Genomic DNA, 15,250 nt, shown 5'->3' on the forward strand with positions numbered 1-15,250 from the left:
GTGCATTTCTTTACCGTTCTAATCACTTCCGAGTAAAAAAGTGATTGCTCACTGAGCTCCCAGCTAGTTTGAGGCCAGTTCCGCAGATTTAAGCTTTGCATCATCATTATTGGCTTTTCTCGAATGCTTTCCCTTTCCCAGGTAGATCTTTTCGTGGTTGAAGAAGAGCTGTGGGTTTTTCTTGCCTAATTTGTATTGATAGATTGCGTCAAACGCTAATACATTCTTCACATAGCGTCTGGTTTCATCGTATGGAATGGTTTCAATCCAAGCATCTATCGGAAGAGCAATAGCAGATTTGATCCAACGATCAACACGATGCGGGCCTGCGTTATATGCAGCTGTCGCTAATGCGCGATTTTGATTAAACCGTTTGTGCATCATTGATAGGTAAGAAGAACCCAGGCGAATGTTGTAATCAGGGTCGTACAAGGACGACTTGGAAGAAATACCAATCTTACGTGCTGTCTGACGGGCTGTGGCAGGCATCAGCTGCATAAGTCCTCTTGCACCAGCACTTGATCTGGCTTGCTCTGAAAAAGCGCTTTCCTGGCGTGCGATGGCAAATAGCCAAGACGAAGGAAGCTGCACTTTTGTAGCAGCCTTACCAAAGGTTGTTTCGTACGGCATAGGGAAACGAATAGCGAGGTCGTTCCAGTGGTTAGCATCAATAACTGCTCGGATTGCTCGATTGTGCCATCCCCAATCCGAAGCCACACGTGCTAATGCCATGAGTCCTTGTTGATCTAGCTTGTTCACCGCAAATTGCCATTCTTTATGAGCTTGATGGCGGTGGCCAATAGCAACCAGTTCTTTAGCGCGGCTAATTTCAGGTAAATTCTGGATTTTGAGATGCATATCTTGAGAGATAGGCACCGGTATATTCGTCAAGGTTAGAGATTTACCCAGCATTTCTGAAGCTAGAAAACCATAGTACGAGCGTTGTTTAGACAACTTTTGGAAGTTCTGTTTAACGATCTGAGGCGGTTCTTGGTTTTGTTTCAGATAAGCTTTGTAGTGCCAATAGAACCAATCGTTGTCCATGTCCTCATAATGTGAGAGCTCTTCAATCCATCGAATCACTGATGGCCAGTCCCGGTTTCTTAAGCTAACACGAATCTGCCACTCAAGGATTTCAGGCGAGCTGTATTCATCCCTAAGTGACTGAAGAAGCTTTGAGGCATTTTTATCGTATTGTCTGGCTAAGCCAAGATAAATTCGTTGTTCTACATGATGTATTTCTTCCGGGGAAAAGTTGAAACGAGTACGATGTTTTTTCCAATAGGCTAGCGCGGCATCTGGTTTTCTTCTAACTCTGCGTTTAAGGCCATGAATGACCGCATCCTTCATATAAGGGTTTGCTGAAGGGAAGCGTTTAGTGCTGGATAGAATGGCAGGATCTTTGTGTGCCCAAATCATCATGCCAGCGGCTTTCTTTTTATCCCCTGTGAGAAAATTGGATGCGTAACTTGCCAGAGAGGTTTTTCTGCGCTTTAAAGCCAGTTTGACTCGCTCATAGGCATAGTCTTGTTTGAAATAGCTGGACTTTAACCAGGCTTTAAAAATAGGATCACAAGCCTTTGGCGCAGAGCGACCAACAACCCACATGTCATGGGTCTGTTGCAAAGCTTCTTTTTTCTTGCCGGTTTTATAAAGGGCTCGTAGATAGTAACAACGAAGGTCTCTTGAATAGAGGCTCTCATCATAGTTATCTAGAAATGCTTGCCATTTTTGTTTTTTAGGAAATGTAGACAGCCATTCAACTTTTAAACGATGGCTGATGGATTGGTCAGGGTACTTATTAATGAATGCCTTGATGGCATCAATGTCTTCGTAATTGTTAAGCTTGATTTGTTCGTATTCTAAGTAAGGGCTAAGAACGTAGTCGGAAAGAGCATGTGATAGGCGGTTAAAGCGTTCTACTTGGCCTTCTTTCAAAGCATCAAGCGCATCTATGTATGTTTGTTGGTTATGATTTAACTTAGCCAACACTTGGGTTGGAAGAATCATTATAATGGCAACAATGAAGCTTCGAATTAGTAACATGGCTATATCTTTTATGTCGTTGGTAAGTGGTTGCACTTGTTATCTGAGTTCAGGCACCGTACGAAACAGAGGCTAACGATAATATCGGTGGGTCGCAATTTTTGTTTAAAGAATGAACTCAGTTCTAAGAGTAAGACTTATTTTTCGATTGGCAAGAGCAAATGTGAAGAAATATTAACTTTGTTTTTTAAGTTTATGATTAATAAGAGAAAAAAATTTAAATTTCTGGGTGTTGATCTGTAAGAAATACGCTCATGTTCTTAGAGTAATTAGCTGTTCCTTATAACGGAACAGTCTGTCGAATAAACGACATAGATAAATGTGGGATTTATGAACTTATTGCAGTTAGATCAGGTTTGTCTTGCCTATGGAGATAAGCCTTTATTGGAGAATGCATCTCATACCATCAATAAAGGGGATCGCATCGCTGTTATTGGCCGAAATGGTCAGGGGAAGTCTTCCTTGCTTAAGCTTGTTTCAGGTGAACAGTTACCTGATAGCGGCGATATCATTCGATATGATGGTCTTAAAATCGGGGTTTTACAGCAGGATTTACCTGCAGCAGGTGATGAAACTGTTTATCAGGTTGTAGCTGGTGGGCTAGCTGAAGTTGGGGAGCTAATTGCTAAATATCACTCCTTAACCACGGATCCGAATGCAGATTTAGATTTACTTGCAAAAGTTCAAAGTGATATTGAAGCCAAAGATGGTTGGTCGCTGGAGCAAAAAGTAGATCAAATTCTTAAGCGCTTGAATCTTCCTGAAGACAAAAAAATGTCTGAGCTTTCCGGTGGGTGGCGTCGTCGTGTGGTATTGGGGCGGGCATTGGTTGCTGAACCGGATTTATTGTTACTTGATGAACCTACCAACCACTTAGATATCCTAGCGATCGAATGGTTAGAGCAGCAATTACTTCAATTCGAAGGCAGCATTTTGTTGATCACGCACGACCGTAGTTTTCTTAAGAGCGTTGCGAATCGAATCTGGGAATTGGATCGAGGTAATCTGACAAGTTGGGATTGTTCCTATGATAAATTTTTGGTTCGCAAGGAAGAGTGGTTAGCTGCTGAAGAAAAACATTGGCAGGAATTTGATAAGAAACTGGCTCAGGAAGAAACCTGGATTCGCCAAGGGATCAAGGCTCGAAGAACACGAAATGAAGGGCGTGTGAGAGCGCTAAAAGCAATGAGGCAAGAGCGAAAAGAGCGTCGCACTCGTGTCGGTAAAGCCGCGTTCTCTATTTCTTCGGCAGACCGCTCTGGCAAACTCGTGGCAGAACTAGAGTCGGTTTCTCATTCCTTTGGTGATCAAAAAATCTTAGCTGATTTTAATTTTCTCCTGATGAGAGGAGATCGAGTTGGATTGATCGGCCCGAACGGAGTGGGCAAGAGTACCTTATTAAAAGTCATTCTTGGTCAGTTAACGCCCGATGAGGGGCAGGTTCGGCTAGGCACCAAAATGGAAGTGGCCTATTTCGAGCAGCTCCGTAGTCAACTTGAGCTAGAGAAGAGTGTTATTGATAACGTCTCCGAGGGGCGTGAAAGTATCACCATTGGTGGTCAAGATAAGCATATTATTGGTTACTTAAACGAGTTCTTATTTACTCCTGAGCGTGCACGAACGCCAGTCAAGGCACTCTCTGGTGGCGAGAAAAACCGAGTGCTATTGGCTCGGTTATTCAGTCAGCCAGCGAATTTGTTGGTTCTGGATGAGCCTACCAATGACTTAGATATGGAGACTTTGGAGTTGCTCGAAGAGCTGCTGATGGATTTCGATGGCACCATTATTTTAGTGAGTCACGATAGATCCTTCCTGGATAATGTTGTTAGTAATTCATTGATTTTCCATGGAAATGGTGTGGTTGAAGAGATTGTAGGTGGCTTTAGCGACTGGCAAACCTCGGGTGGTAAGTTCAAGCATCTTGATGCGAAGAGTGCGTCTAAAAAGGAAAATAATCCGCCAAAGACCCAAGCAGCGAGCCTTCAGAATGCTCAACCTCCGGTTGAGAAAGCAAAGCCCAAGAAACTTAGTTACAAGCTTCAACGTGAGCTGGATTTGTTGCCGGATCAAATGGCAGAGCAAGAAGCAGTTGTGGAACAACTTCAGGAAGAAACTTCGGCTTCGGATTTTTACCAGCAAGATCATGAGTTGGTGACTCAGAAACTACAGAATTTGGCAGAAGAAGAGAGCAAACTTGAAGTCTTAATGGAACGCTGGGTTGAGCTTGAAGCGATGGCTGAAGGTGAGTAACTGATTAACTTCAACAGCGGTACGTGATAAAAATGCCCGTCAACTTGGAGTGAAGTTACGGGCATTTTTTGATGCTATATATATGGTCGTTTTGTTGGCGCGAATACTTAAATTCGAACCGCTAATACATCGTATTCAGCATGATGAATGACATCAGATGCATGTGAGCCCAACAGTAACGCCAAGCCGTGACGACCATGGCTGCCTACGATGACCAGATCTGCATTAATCTCTTTTGCTTTTCTGTGGACTTCTGCATTCACTGAACCTACCACCACATCGGTTTCAACGGCTTCTAATTCGGTTTTATTGATCAATTGCTTAAGGTTGGTTTTCGCGTGATCAATTAACTGTTCCTGAATTTCAACGACGTCAAAGGGAATGTCTCCGCCAAAAGCGAAAGCGAAAGGCTCGATGGTATGTAGAACATGAACTTTTGAACCAAAGGTTTTTACAAAGGTCTTTGCTGGTTCGATGATTTTTTCTGATTCTTCAGAAAGATCTACCGCAAGTAAAATGGTTGAATAGGTGGTCATACTAAACTCCTTTGATTTGAAACCTTGGTGTCAGTTTCACCGGATTATGCGCTTAAACTATGCTCACTGCATAACAGGTTATACTGGGTTAATGGATAATTTCTTAACCTATCGGTAAATAATTTTCGTAGACCATTTCCTTTGTCTATGATCTTATTATTGAAGTAAGTACTTGATCTTTCAACCTTAATAACTAGGGCGTCGATGTTGTTTAATTGGTGTAGGTCAATGTAGTTGAAGAAAGTTTGGTAAGAATGATTTGAATGGGTGAATGAATGCAAGTCTGGATGGTCGGGGTTGGTTTGGCATTTTTGATGATCGTAGGCTCGATCTTATGGATTATGCCTTCGAAACGGGATCGTAGAATCGCGAAACTACGCCAAGCAGCCATATTACGGGGCATTAAAGTTAAGTTGATGAAATATCCCATGATCAATTTATCTGGGCGTGTTGAAGAAGGGGTTATTGATGCCGCAGCCTATGCTTTCAAAGGCATCGATGAAGAAGAAATCACTGCCGGGTGGATGTTAATCAAGAGCTATCAGTCTTCCGCCGAACAAGAGTCTGATAGCGCTGCTCCCGAAGGCTGGGCTTGGTACATAAATCAACAAGCGCTTTCGGATGATATCATGAGTCATGTGGAATCTTTTTTGCGGAAACATTCAGAGCAAGTTCAAGCCCTTTCTGTGATGACTGGGAGTATTACGATTGGGTGGAATGAACAAGGTGATATTTCAGAATTGGATGGTTTTGAACTTTGGGTAAAAGAACTTCGTCAATTATTAACGGTTTATTTTAAACGTCTTAAAGACGAGAGAGTGGAAAATATCGGGGAGTAAAGAATTAAATCTCTTGATCCTCAACTAGAATTATAAATGGAATTACTGGCAAGGAGTGCGATATGCCATCAGAAGTAATTGATTATTCAGTATTGTCGCCAGTCGGCAGCTTGGACGTTCTGTCTATCAAAGAAATTAATAAACTCAGTGGATTAAACAAAGGTAAGCTTTACGAAATGTTTCGGCGTTGTTCGTTGGCTGTAATGAACAGCGGAATTGATAACGACGATATTGAGCAATTGGAAAACCAGTATTTAGACTTTGAAATCAGCATTGTTCCTCAAGCTCGTGGTGCATGTATTGCGGTACAAAATGCCCCAGCAAGAGCCTTTGTTGATGGAAAAATGATCCAAGGGGTGAAGGAAAATTTGTTCTCGGTACTGCGAGACATTATTCATTTAAGTAGCCAGCTGGACTTAGACGCGTTGAATGAAATTGGCTGTGGGCCTATGGTCACCGAAGCTGTTTTTCACACGCTTCGCCAAGCTAATGCGCTACAAGCTCGGGTTGATCCCAATATCATTGTTTGTTGGGGTGGACACTCCATCAGTGAACATGAATACGATTACACTAAGGAAGTGGGTTATCAATTAGGTTTGAGAGGCTTTGATATTTGTACTGGCTGTGGGCCAGGCGCAATGAAGGGGCCAATGAAAGGCGCCAGTGTGGCGCATGTAAAACAGCGGATAAAACACCCTCGCTACATTGGGCTAACCGAGCCGGGCATCATAGCAGCGGAATCACCTAATCCAATCGTAAATGAATTAATTATTCTCCCTGATATCGAAAAACGTTTAGAGGCGTTCGTTAGGTTAGGGCACGGTATTGTGGTCTTTCCTGGTGGTGCTGGCACCGCAGAAGAAATTTTGTATCTGCTTGGTGTCTTAATGGGGAATAAGCACGGTGCTGAGATTCCTGTTTATTTCACTGCTCCGAAAGAGTCGGCGGATTATTTTCAGCAAATAGACGCGTTTATTGGCGATACCTTAGGGCCTGAGGCGCAAGCGCTTTATGAGATCATCATTGATGACCCGGAAAAAGTCGCAATTGAGTTGCGTTCGCGCATGTCTGAAGTGAAGGCAAACCGAAAGGATCGTAAAGATGCATACTATTTTAATTGGATGCTAGAAATCGATTCTATTTTTCAGGAGCCTTTTACTCCAACTCACAAAACCATGTCGGAATTGAGTTTGGATACCGATTTGCCACCGCACATATTGGCCTCTCAATTACGACGAGCGATGTCTGGAATTGTGGCGGGTAATGTAAAGGAGCAGGGGATTTCTGAAATCCATAAGTACGGTCCGTTTAAATTGCACGGTGAATCTAATTTGATGAAGAAGTTGGATACTTTGCTGGCTTCGTTTGTTCATCAAAAACGTATGAAATTACCGGGTAGTAAATACGTACCTTGTTATGAAGTCGTAACGGAACCTGTTACCAGTTAATGATGTAATCACAGAAACCAAAAGGCCCAGCATTTGCTGGGCCTTTTGGTTAATGAAAGAAAATATATTAGCCGACGACTCGCTTGCCACATGCGCTGGCGGTACCGTCTTGAAGGTCTGCCAGTTCGTATAGGCCTGCGATATCAATCAGTTCAATATCACGGCTGCTGTCTAGGAAGCGAATAAGTTCTTTTTGCTGGAACTTACTGAAAATACGGCTAACGGTTTCTACCGCAAGACCAAGGAAGTTACCTAGATCGTTTCTGGACATGGTCAAACGGAAACGAGATGCAGAATAACCACGACGATGGAAACGTTCCGATACAGACACCAAGAAGGTAGCCAAGCGTTGTTCGGATGTTTTCTTACTAAGCAGTAACATCATTTGCTGGTCTTCGGAAATTTCTTGGCTCATGCTCTGAAGAACCTGATCTCTAAGTTCGGGGAGATCATCAGCAAGTGCATCCAAACTGTCGTATGGAATATCACATACCGTGGTTGTCTCTAGTGCAACGGTAGTAATTGGATATTTCTTATTGAATAGTCCGTTAAGGCCAATCATTTCACCGGCAAAATGGAAACCGACAATTTGTTCTTCACCGGACGGGCTGGTAATAAAACTCTTCACGCTGCCTGAACGGATGGCTAGAACTGAGTGAAAATCGTCACCTTGGCGCCATAGGGTCTGACCCTTTTGGTACGGTCGTCCTCGTTTGATGATGGCGTCTAAACGGTCAATGTCTTGTTCGTGAAGTGACAGTGGTAGACAAAGTGAGCTTAGGGAGCAATCCTGGCAGCTAACTGCGGTACCGCATCCTTTGACGCTGGAAAATTTGTTCTGAGGCATAGTTCAGTGTCCGATTAAGTTTGCCAATTTATATCACAGCTTCTCCATTCTTTAAAGCACGTTTATGGTGCGTTTACAGAAAAGTAACCAAAAGGTCAGCATGTGATATGGCTTCGTTCTAACGTGATAAATCCCTACCTTAATAATCTACAGTATAGGTGTTACTAAGTGATGTAGTTTTAAATACTCAGTGGTTCATTTTAGAGTGGTCCATCTCTGAATGATCCATATGAGAGTGATCCTGTTTCCTAGTGTCTGACGACATATCAGTATGATCCATCTGTGAGCGGTTCATACCGGAGTGATCCATTTGAGAGTGATCCATCGTAGAGTGATCTACCTGTGATTCCGTTTGCATGGCACTGTGGTCATGCATCGAATGGCCTTCATGATTACTGGTGTTGCTGGAATCATGATTTTCATGGTCACTATGGTTTGTATGGTCACCGTGGTTTGAATGGCTACTATGGTTCATATGGTTGTTATGGCTCGAATGATCACCGTGACCAAGTAAGTGCTGACTGTTGCCCCAGATAATCCAAGCGCCCATCAGGATCATCATAATGGCAGCAAGATTACGTACGTTTTTATTTCGTATGATGTTGCTTAATTGTGATGCCAGAAGCCCTGTTGCCAGCATTGTCGGTAGAGTACCTAAACCGAATGCAGCCATAACCATCGCCGAACTCGTAGGGGACGCGTTCGCTGAGGCCAAAACAAGCGTGCTATAGACAAGGCCGCAAGGAAGCCATCCCCAGAGTAATCCTAGAAACAGAGACTTTTTAATAGTATCTGCAGGCAAGAAAGGCTTAGTCAGAGGTTGGATGTGTTTCCAAACCCATTGTCCGGGTTTTTCAATTTTTGTGATGGCCCGAGACCAGTCGGCCACATATAGACCCATAAGAATAATAAAAATACCCGCGACTAGGCGGAGAATCATGCCAATGGTGGGGGATAGGTTGGTAAGTAATGAACTCGCTAAACCTACGATCAGTCCGATCAGTGTATAGCTGCTGATTCTGCCTAGATTAAAACTTAGGTTTTTAATGAATCGTTCAACTAAGCTGCCTTGAGAGTTAAGGCCGAATGTGCCGGTAATTCCGCCGCACATACCGATGCAGTGTGCACCGCCAAGTAATCCAATTAAGAAGGCTGCAGTGAATGATAAGGTTTCTACGGTCATAAAGTACGTCTAAATAAGTGCTGTTTGTCGGTGCTTGTTTTAAAAGCAGTGCCTTGAAATTGTGTTACGTGCAAATTTCAAAGCATCTCATTATCTTTATGCGTTAGTTATTTTCTTGGTTATTTGATTCTTGCTTCTTGATTGGTTTTGCGTCATCCGGCATCAGATCTTCGTCATCATCGAAAAGTATCTTATGAGCCGGTGTCTCCATATCGTCAAATTGACCGCTTTTGATATTCCATACCAGTGTGATCACGGCAATAGTTAAAAAGATGATGGATATCGGAATAAGAAAAAGAATACTGTCCACGGAGAACCTCAATCATATATTTCTAAGGCGTAATGCATTCAGCACAACGACTAAAGAGCTTGCTGACATTCCGATTGCAGCAGCCCAAGGGGGGATGTAACCCGTTGCCGCTAATGGCAGGGCGACCAAATTATACACTAATGCCCAAGTTAGATTCTGCTTAATTATTTTTCGGCAATGATTAGCGATCTTGAATGCCTTGTTGATGGCACTAAGTTGGCCATTCATTAAAATCATGTCGGACTTGGTTTTAGCCAAATCTGTGGCTTCGTTCATCGCAATGGAGATACCTGCGGATGCAAGTACTGGAATGTCGTTGATTCCGTCACCGATCATGAGTGTGTGCTTTTGCTCTTGGTGCAGTTTAGATAATTGATCTAACTTTCCTTGAGGGGTAAGGCCTGAATGAATGTCCTCAATGCCTAATTTCTCTGCCATGAATTTAGCTGATTGAGAGCGATCACCGGTGAGCATGTGCACGCCAAGGTTTTCACGCTTTAATTGGTCCAGTGTTTCTTTGGCATCAGAGCGAAGTGTGTCTTGGACTTTAAACAGTGCAATGAGTTGTGTATTGGATGCGAGTACGACCCAGTTATCTTCATCAGGCAATAGCACTTCGTTAAGGTTTGTATGGTTCTGAATAAATTCGCTGTGACCAATGTAATAAGTAGTACCGTCCAGTTCGCCGCTTAAACCGCCGCCGGGAGTGATTTCGACATGTTGAGCCGGATTCGTAGAGGTCGATGAAGATGTAGTTGGAAATGCTCTTGCAATTGGGTGCTCTGATGTAGCTTCCAGACGTGAGGCTAAGCTCAGAGCCTCTTGTTCTGAAATATCGGCCGGAATCTGAACTTCGGCAATGGAGAGCTTGCCTTCTGTTAGTGTTCCAGTTTTGTCGAATAACACATCTGTGGTGGTTGGAAGTGTTTCAAGCACGTGGGTGCTGGTGATAACCAATCCAGAACGCTTTAATGATGAGGTTGCAGCCGTGATGGCTGTCGGTGTGGCTAATGAGAGTGCACATGGGCAGGTGACTACCAGTACGGATAGGGCAATCCAAAAGGCTTTTTCTGGATCAATAAACATCCAGGCTCCCCAAACACTTACCGCTGTAATCAGTACTGCTGCTACGAAGCGGCTGGCAATCGTATCAGCAATGCGGGCAATGCGAGGTTTGGACGATTCAGCCTTGTTCATCAATTCCACCACTAGATTCAGGGTGTTCTGATGTCCGATCGTGGTGATCTCAATTTCTATAGGGTGGTCAAGGCAAACGGTTCCACCCATCACTGAGTCGCCCATACTTTTTCTGACCGGTAGGTACTCACCTGTTAATGCTGACTCATCAATGTCTGCCGTGCCCTCAATGACTTTGGCATCAGACGGAATGGTATGGCCTGCTTTCACCAAGACCTTATCGCCTACTGCAATCTGCTCGGTTGGCGTTACTCGGTATTCGCCCTCTCGATACACGAGTGTGGAGTTGGGCATTAAACCGATTAGGTCGTTGGTGACTTGCGAATTCTGGTGCCGGACCTTCATTTCAAAATAGCGGCCCAACAACAAGAAGAAGGTAAACATACAGACAGAGTCAAAATACACTTCGCCAGCACCATTAAATGTGGCCCAAATACTGGCAGAATAAGCCAGGGCAATGGCAATAGACACTGGTACATCCATGGTAAGGTGTTTGGTCTTTAAGTCGCGAACAGCTGCGTTGAAGAACGGGAAGGCGGAGTAGATAACAACGGGGGTCGTTAGAAAGAGGCTGGCCCAACGGATGAAGGCTTCATAGGAGCTGTCGATACCAGTGTAATGACCAAAATAGAGTGCGTTGGCCATCATCATGACCTGCATCATACCGATACCGGCAATACCAAGGCGGATTAATGCGGTATGACTTTCTTTCTGTTGTTCCTGTGCAGCACGATTGGCTTTCCAGGGTTCTGCATGATAGCCAATAGCATCAATCGCAAAGAACAAATCGCTAAGCTTTAGTGTATTGGTGTCCCAGGTGATGGTTGCTCTGTGGGTACTGAGATTGACGCGAACATCCTCAATACCGGAGATGCGCTCCAAGTGTTTTTCAATCAACCACACACAGGCAGCACAGGTGATGCCTTTTATGAGTAGAGTGGCTGATGCGAGATTGTCTTCATAGGAGCAGAATTTTTGCTGAACACTTGGCTCATCATAGAGCGCGTATTTTTCTTGTTGATCTGATAGGTCACTGGCCTGTTCGGCTTTTTCCGTTCGGAATTGATAATAATTTTCCAGGCCTGCCCCTGAGATGGTAAGCGCCACGGCTTGGCAGCCTATGCAACAAAAGGCTCTTGACTGATCATCAATGTCAGATGTGATATCCAGGTTTTCAGGAATGGACTCCCCGCAGTGATAACAACTTTGGCTTTGCATAGTTTAAATCTGCTGATAGATGCAGAGTTAGCTCTGCTCTGGATATAACCCATTGGGACTACAAACGTCGTTGATGTCTTAGCCCCAATGAGGTGCTTATTGGGTTGAATTTATTGAGCCGAAATAGTCGCTTGGCTGGTGACGTCGAAATGAAGTTCACCTTTTAGAACCCAAGATGAGTTTTGCAACTCCTGAAGGCGTACATAACGCTTGCCGTCCATGTCATCAGCTACCTGACCCGCATAGCGACCGTTACCTTGATGAGTCAGAACTACTTTTTGGTCTTTGTCTTTAATGATTGGATGAATAAGCTCAAGCAGGAGATTGTTTGGCAATTGTTCCAGTTCACTGTCAAATAGAACCGTCATTTCTCCAGAAGCTTTATCAACGCTAATATTCGCTTGAGTGCTTAGGTTTTTTGCATGTTCTTCTTTTTCAATTCGTTCGTTAATCGTAAGGCCTTCTTTAGAATATTCATCGGTGACCAATCCATCTTGGATTTGGAATGAAATATTCAACATTGTCAGGCCAAGGACAACGGATAGAATAAGAGGGGTTAGTGTGATCCATAGCCAAGGCTGGTTCCAGTTTCCTTGGTTTTCGTTCTGTTCTGTCATGTAAGTAATTGCTCTTTGACTAATTCTATGGGGAGCTGGCCTAGATTAGCCAGCTGCTCATGTAGTTATGATACCTCTGGTGAGAAACTATCTGCGATGTCGAGGGCCCATAAAGCGGCTCTCGGATTCGGCAGTAATTGTTTCGTCACTGTCTGCGACTACATTGAAATAAATTGGTTCACTGCGAGACGCTAAATTTTGGGCAGGAACCACAACACTAACAGGAACCTGGCTGATTTCACCTGATTGAAGGTGGATCTTAGTGTCTCCAATAATGATTAAGTCTTCAAAACCAGACGCCGACAATATATAGGTTTCCGCGTGTTGAGACTTGTTCATTATGCGAATGTTGTAACTGTTTTCAATGTCACCTTTAAAGTTCTCACGGAAGAGGTTCGCACCTCGTCCACGGTCTACTTCTAAGTCCACAGGGATTAAGGTGAACAGATTGTACATCAGAGCGCTGAACATCACGATAAGTGCAACGATATATCCGATAAATCTTGGTCGAAGTAATTTCCACTCGTTGCCTTTGAGCTGGTGTTCACTGGTATAGCTGATGAGGCCTCTGTCATATCCGACTTTGTCCATTACGCTATCGCAGGCTTCGATGCATTTTGCACAGGCAATACATTCGTATTGAAGGCCATCCCGAATATCAATGCCCACTGGACAAACTTGAACGCACAGCGAGCAGTCAACACAGTCACCTAATCCCAGCTCTTTTGGATCGGCACTTTTCTTACGAGGGCCACGATTTTCACCGCGTTCTTCATCATAAGAAACAATAAGCGTGTCTTTATCAAACATGACGGCTTGGAAGCGAGCGTAGGGACACATATAAATACAGACTTGTTCCCGTAGCCAGCCCGCATTTAGATATGTCATCAAAGTAAAGAAACCTAGCCAAAAATAGGCTGTATTACCTGCATTGAAGGTGAAAATATCAATGACTAACTGGCGAATCGGAGTGAAGTAGCCAATGAAAGTAATTGCTGTGGCTAAAGCAAAGGCTAACCACAAGGCATGTTTGGTAAGACGTAATGCTAGCTTTTTAGGGCTGAATGGTTGCTTGTCGAGTTTTATGCGTGCATTCCGATCACCTTCAACTTGTTTTTCTATCCACATAAAAATGAATGTCCAAACGGTTTGAGGGCAGGTGTAGCCACACCATATCCGACCTGCAAACATGGTGATGGCGAAGAGTCCGAAGGCGCAGATGACAAGAAGCATAGAAAGAAGCATCAAATCTTGAGGCCAAAGCGTGATGCTAAAAATATTAAACTGACGGTTGGGGATGTCCCATAGAACGGCTTGGTGACCATTCCAGTTGAGCCACGATGTGCCAAAAAATACTACGAACAAAAGCCATCCACCCATTTTTCTAAATTTGGTGAATTGGCCGGTAATGGCGCGAACTTGGATTTTATCTCGGCTTTTGATGGCTTGGTCGCCCGTGAACATCTCAGCTGAGTTAGGTTCGACTTCAGGTGACGCTATATTTTTAGTTGGGATCTTATCGCCCATAGCAGCCTCTTAGCTAATCATTACTTTGTGCGTGGGTATTATCTTTATCTGCCTTTTGAATGTATAGGCCAAAAACAAAAAATGCGGCTGAAAAGCCGCATTTTTTACCAACTAAATGATGCAAATCATTTGTTGGATAGGCTGTAGATGTACGCCGAAAGGATGTGAACTTTTTGCTCGCCAAGAAGGTCTTGGTGAGCAGGCATCACACCTGTACGTCCGTTACGAATGGTGTGTTTAACACGCTGTAACGTACCGCCGTATAGCCAAGTGTTATCAGTTAGGTTAGGTGCACCTAGTAGTTCGTTGCCTTTACCGTCCTGACCGTGACAAGCAGCACAGTTAGCGTATAGTTCTTTACCACGCGCTGCCGCTTCTTGATCAGCTTCTTCACGACCACTTAGGGTAAGAACGTAATTCGCTACATCGTTCACACCGTCTTCACCTAGGCTTTCACCCCAGGCAGGCATCAGACCTTGACGGCCACTCATGATAGTAGTTTTGATCGTCTCACCTGCACCACCATACAACCAATCGTTATCGGTTAGGTTAGGGAAGCCATAGCCACCACGAGCATCCTGACCGTGACATACTGCACAGTTGTTCAAGAACAGACGACGACCGATTTTTACTGCTTCTTCGTTTTGCGAAAGTTGCTCAACAGGAACAGCTGCGTGTTTTTCGAAGATAGGGCCGTATTTTTCTTGGTGTGCTTGTTGATCTGCTTCAAGGCGTGACAGGTTTGTGATACCTGATAGACCTTGAGAGTTACCCATTGGGTAAATTGCAAGATAACCTAGACCCCAGAAAATCGTACCGTAGAACAACCATAGCCACCATTTCGGCATTGGATTGTCGTATTCTTCAATACCATCAAAGGTATGATGCATTTTACGATCCGGAGAGTCCGAACCTTTAATACGCTTTGCGAAGTGCAGCAGATAAAGGAAGCTTAGGATCAAGCCAACACTGATGATCCAAGTCCATAAGCTCCAGAATCCTGTGAGCACATTTTCTTCTGCCATGATTTACTCCTGATTCTTCTTGTCAGAAGAGGCTAGATCTTCTTCATCTTTATCTGCGAAAGGAAGATTAGCCGCCTCATCAAATGGTTTTTTGCGTCGTGAACTGAAGGTCCAAATAATGATGCCGGTGAATACTACAGCCATTGTAATTGTGGCTAGACCTCTTAAATCATTAACATCCATCAGTTCATTCCCCGTATGAATTAA

General features: G+C 43.9%; 13 protein-coding genes. 3 read left to right on the forward strand and 10 right to left on the reverse strand.

Translation table 11 applies throughout. The features are described from left to right. Positions 1 to 63: 63 nt before the first annotated feature. Positions 64 to 2,046, reverse strand: a complete 1,983-nt coding sequence (locus ACFOEK_RS08860; protein ID WP_386719342.1) for a transglycosylase SLT domain-containing protein — start codon at positions 2,044 to 2,046, stop codon at positions 64 to 66. A gap of 330 nt (positions 2,047 to 2,376) precedes the next feature. On the opposite strand from ACFOEK_RS08860, the gene ACFOEK_RS08865 reads away from it, so the two are divergent. Further along, the gene (locus ACFOEK_RS08865) at positions 2,377 to 4,296 is read left to right on the forward strand and encodes an ATP-binding cassette domain-containing protein (protein ID WP_386719346.1); all 1,920 of its coding nucleotides are present in this window, start codon (positions 2,377 to 2,379) and stop codon (positions 4,294 to 4,296) included. Between the two features lie 107 nt (positions 4,297 to 4,403). Here ACFOEK_RS08865 and ACFOEK_RS08870 read toward each other — a convergent pair whose 3' ends face one another. Beyond that, positions 4,404 to 4,832, reverse strand: a complete 429-nt coding sequence (locus ACFOEK_RS08870) for a universal stress protein (RefSeq protein WP_386719349.1) — start codon at positions 4,830 to 4,832, stop codon at positions 4,404 to 4,406. Between the two features lie 275 nt (positions 4,833 to 5,107). On the opposite strand from ACFOEK_RS08870, the gene ACFOEK_RS08875 reads away from it, so the two are divergent. Continuing rightward, positions 5,108 to 5,671, forward strand: coding sequence for a hypothetical protein (locus ACFOEK_RS08875; protein ID WP_386719352.1), 564 nt, complete (start codon positions 5,108 to 5,110; stop codon positions 5,669 to 5,671). Between the two features lie 62 nt (positions 5,672 to 5,733). After that, positions 5,734 to 7,119 carry a nucleotide 5'-monophosphate nucleosidase PpnN gene (gene ppnN, locus ACFOEK_RS08880; RefSeq protein ID WP_386719355.1) on the forward strand — a complete coding sequence of 462 codons (1,386 nt, stop codon included), beginning with the start codon at positions 5,734 to 5,736 and terminating at the stop codon, positions 7,117 to 7,119. 67 nt (positions 7,120 to 7,186) lie between these two features. Here ppnN and fnr read toward each other — a convergent pair whose 3' ends face one another. The 8 genes from fnr to ACFOEK_RS08920 all read right to left on the reverse strand — a co-directional run bounded on the left by fnr (position 7,187) and on the right by ACFOEK_RS08920 (position 15,226). Then, the gene (fnr, locus tag ACFOEK_RS08885) at positions 7,187 to 7,966 is read right to left on the reverse strand and encodes a fumarate/nitrate reduction transcriptional regulator Fnr (protein WP_386719358.1); all 780 of its coding nucleotides are present in this window, start codon (positions 7,964 to 7,966) and stop codon (positions 7,187 to 7,189) included. Positions 7,967 to 8,153: 187 nt separating this feature from the next. Beyond that, positions 8,154 to 9,149 (reverse strand): sulfite exporter TauE/SafE family protein, encoded by a 996-nt coding sequence (locus tag ACFOEK_RS08890; RefSeq protein WP_386719361.1) that lies wholly within the window; start codon positions 9,147 to 9,149, stop codon positions 8,154 to 8,156. A gap of 103 nt (positions 9,150 to 9,252) precedes the next feature. After that, on the reverse strand, positions 9,253 to 9,459 hold the full coding sequence (ccoS, locus tag ACFOEK_RS08895) for a cbb3-type cytochrome oxidase assembly protein CcoS (RefSeq protein WP_386719364.1): 207 nt from the start codon (positions 9,457 to 9,459) through the stop codon (positions 9,253 to 9,255). A gap of 12 nt (positions 9,460 to 9,471) precedes the next feature. Next, positions 9,472 to 11,874 carry a heavy metal translocating P-type ATPase gene (locus ACFOEK_RS08900; protein ID WP_386719367.1) on the reverse strand — a complete coding sequence of 801 codons (2,403 nt, stop codon included), beginning with the start codon at positions 11,872 to 11,874 and terminating at the stop codon, positions 9,472 to 9,474. Between the two features lie 110 nt (positions 11,875 to 11,984). Next, entirely contained in the window at positions 11,985 to 12,491 is a 507-nt protein-coding gene (locus ACFOEK_RS08905) for a FixH family protein (protein ID WP_386719369.1), read from the reverse strand. Positions 12,492 to 12,578: 87 nt separating this feature from the next. Next, the gene (gene ccoG, locus ACFOEK_RS08910) at positions 12,579 to 14,018 is read right to left on the reverse strand and encodes a cytochrome c oxidase accessory protein CcoG (protein ID WP_386719372.1); all 1,440 of its coding nucleotides are present in this window, start codon (positions 14,016 to 14,018) and stop codon (positions 12,579 to 12,581) included. 125 nt (positions 14,019 to 14,143) lie between these two features. Beyond that, positions 14,144 to 15,043, reverse strand: a complete 900-nt coding sequence (gene ccoP, locus ACFOEK_RS08915) for a cytochrome-c oxidase, cbb3-type subunit III (RefSeq protein ID WP_386719375.1) — start codon at positions 15,041 to 15,043, stop codon at positions 14,144 to 14,146. A gap of 3 nt (positions 15,044 to 15,046) precedes the next feature. Continuing rightward, positions 15,047 to 15,226 (reverse strand): cbb3-type cytochrome oxidase subunit 3, encoded by a 180-nt coding sequence (locus ACFOEK_RS08920; protein ID WP_386719378.1) that lies wholly within the window; start codon positions 15,224 to 15,226, stop codon positions 15,047 to 15,049. Positions 15,227 to 15,250 lie beyond the last annotated feature (24 nt).

Source organism: Litoribrevibacter euphylliae, from assembly GCF_042646085.1.
In the GTDB taxonomy this organism is placed as follows: domain Bacteria; phylum Pseudomonadota; class Gammaproteobacteria; order Pseudomonadales; family Litoribrevibacteraceae; genus Litoribrevibacter; species Litoribrevibacter euphylliae.

Bases quoted from the DNA above. Each gene is read 5' to 3' on its own strand.
- ccoG (WP_386719372.1), bottom strand. From the start codon at position 14,018: ATGGGCGATAAGATCCCAACTAAAAATATAGCGTCACCTGAAGTCGAA.
- ACFOEK_RS08860 (WP_386719342.1), bottom strand. From the start codon at position 2,046: ATGTTACTAATTCGAAGCTTCATTGTTGCCATTATAATGATTCTTCCA.
- ccoP (WP_386719375.1), bottom strand. From the start codon at position 15,043: ATGGCAGAAGAAAATGTGCTCACAGGATTCTGGAGCTTATGGACTTGG.
- ACFOEK_RS08900 (WP_386719367.1), bottom strand. From the start codon at position 11,874: ATGCAAAGCCAAAGTTGTTATCACTGCGGGGAGTCCATTCCTGAAAAC.
- ACFOEK_RS08905 (WP_386719369.1), bottom strand. From the start codon at position 12,491: ATGACAGAACAGAACGAAAACCAAGGAAACTGGAACCAGCCTTGGCTA.
- ACFOEK_RS08870 (WP_386719349.1), bottom strand. From the start codon at position 4,832: ATGACCACCTATTCAACCATTTTACTTGCGGTAGATCTTTCTGAAGAA.
- ACFOEK_RS08865 (WP_386719346.1), top strand. From the start codon at position 2,377: ATGAACTTATTGCAGTTAGATCAGGTTTGTCTTGCCTATGGAGATAAG.
- ppnN (WP_386719355.1), top strand. From the start codon at position 5,734: ATGCCATCAGAAGTAATTGATTATTCAGTATTGTCGCCAGTCGGCAGC.
- ACFOEK_RS08890 (WP_386719361.1), bottom strand. From the start codon at position 9,149: ATGACCGTAGAAACCTTATCATTCACTGCAGCCTTCTTAATTGGATTA.
- ACFOEK_RS08875 (WP_386719352.1), top strand. From the start codon at position 5,108: ATGCAAGTCTGGATGGTCGGGGTTGGTTTGGCATTTTTGATGATCGTA.
- fnr (WP_386719358.1), bottom strand. From the start codon at position 7,966: ATGCCTCAGAACAAATTTTCCAGCGTCAAAGGATGCGGTACCGCAGTT.
- ACFOEK_RS08920 (WP_386719378.1), bottom strand. From the start codon at position 15,226: ATGGATGTTAATGATTTAAGAGGTCTAGCCACAATTACAATGGCTGTA.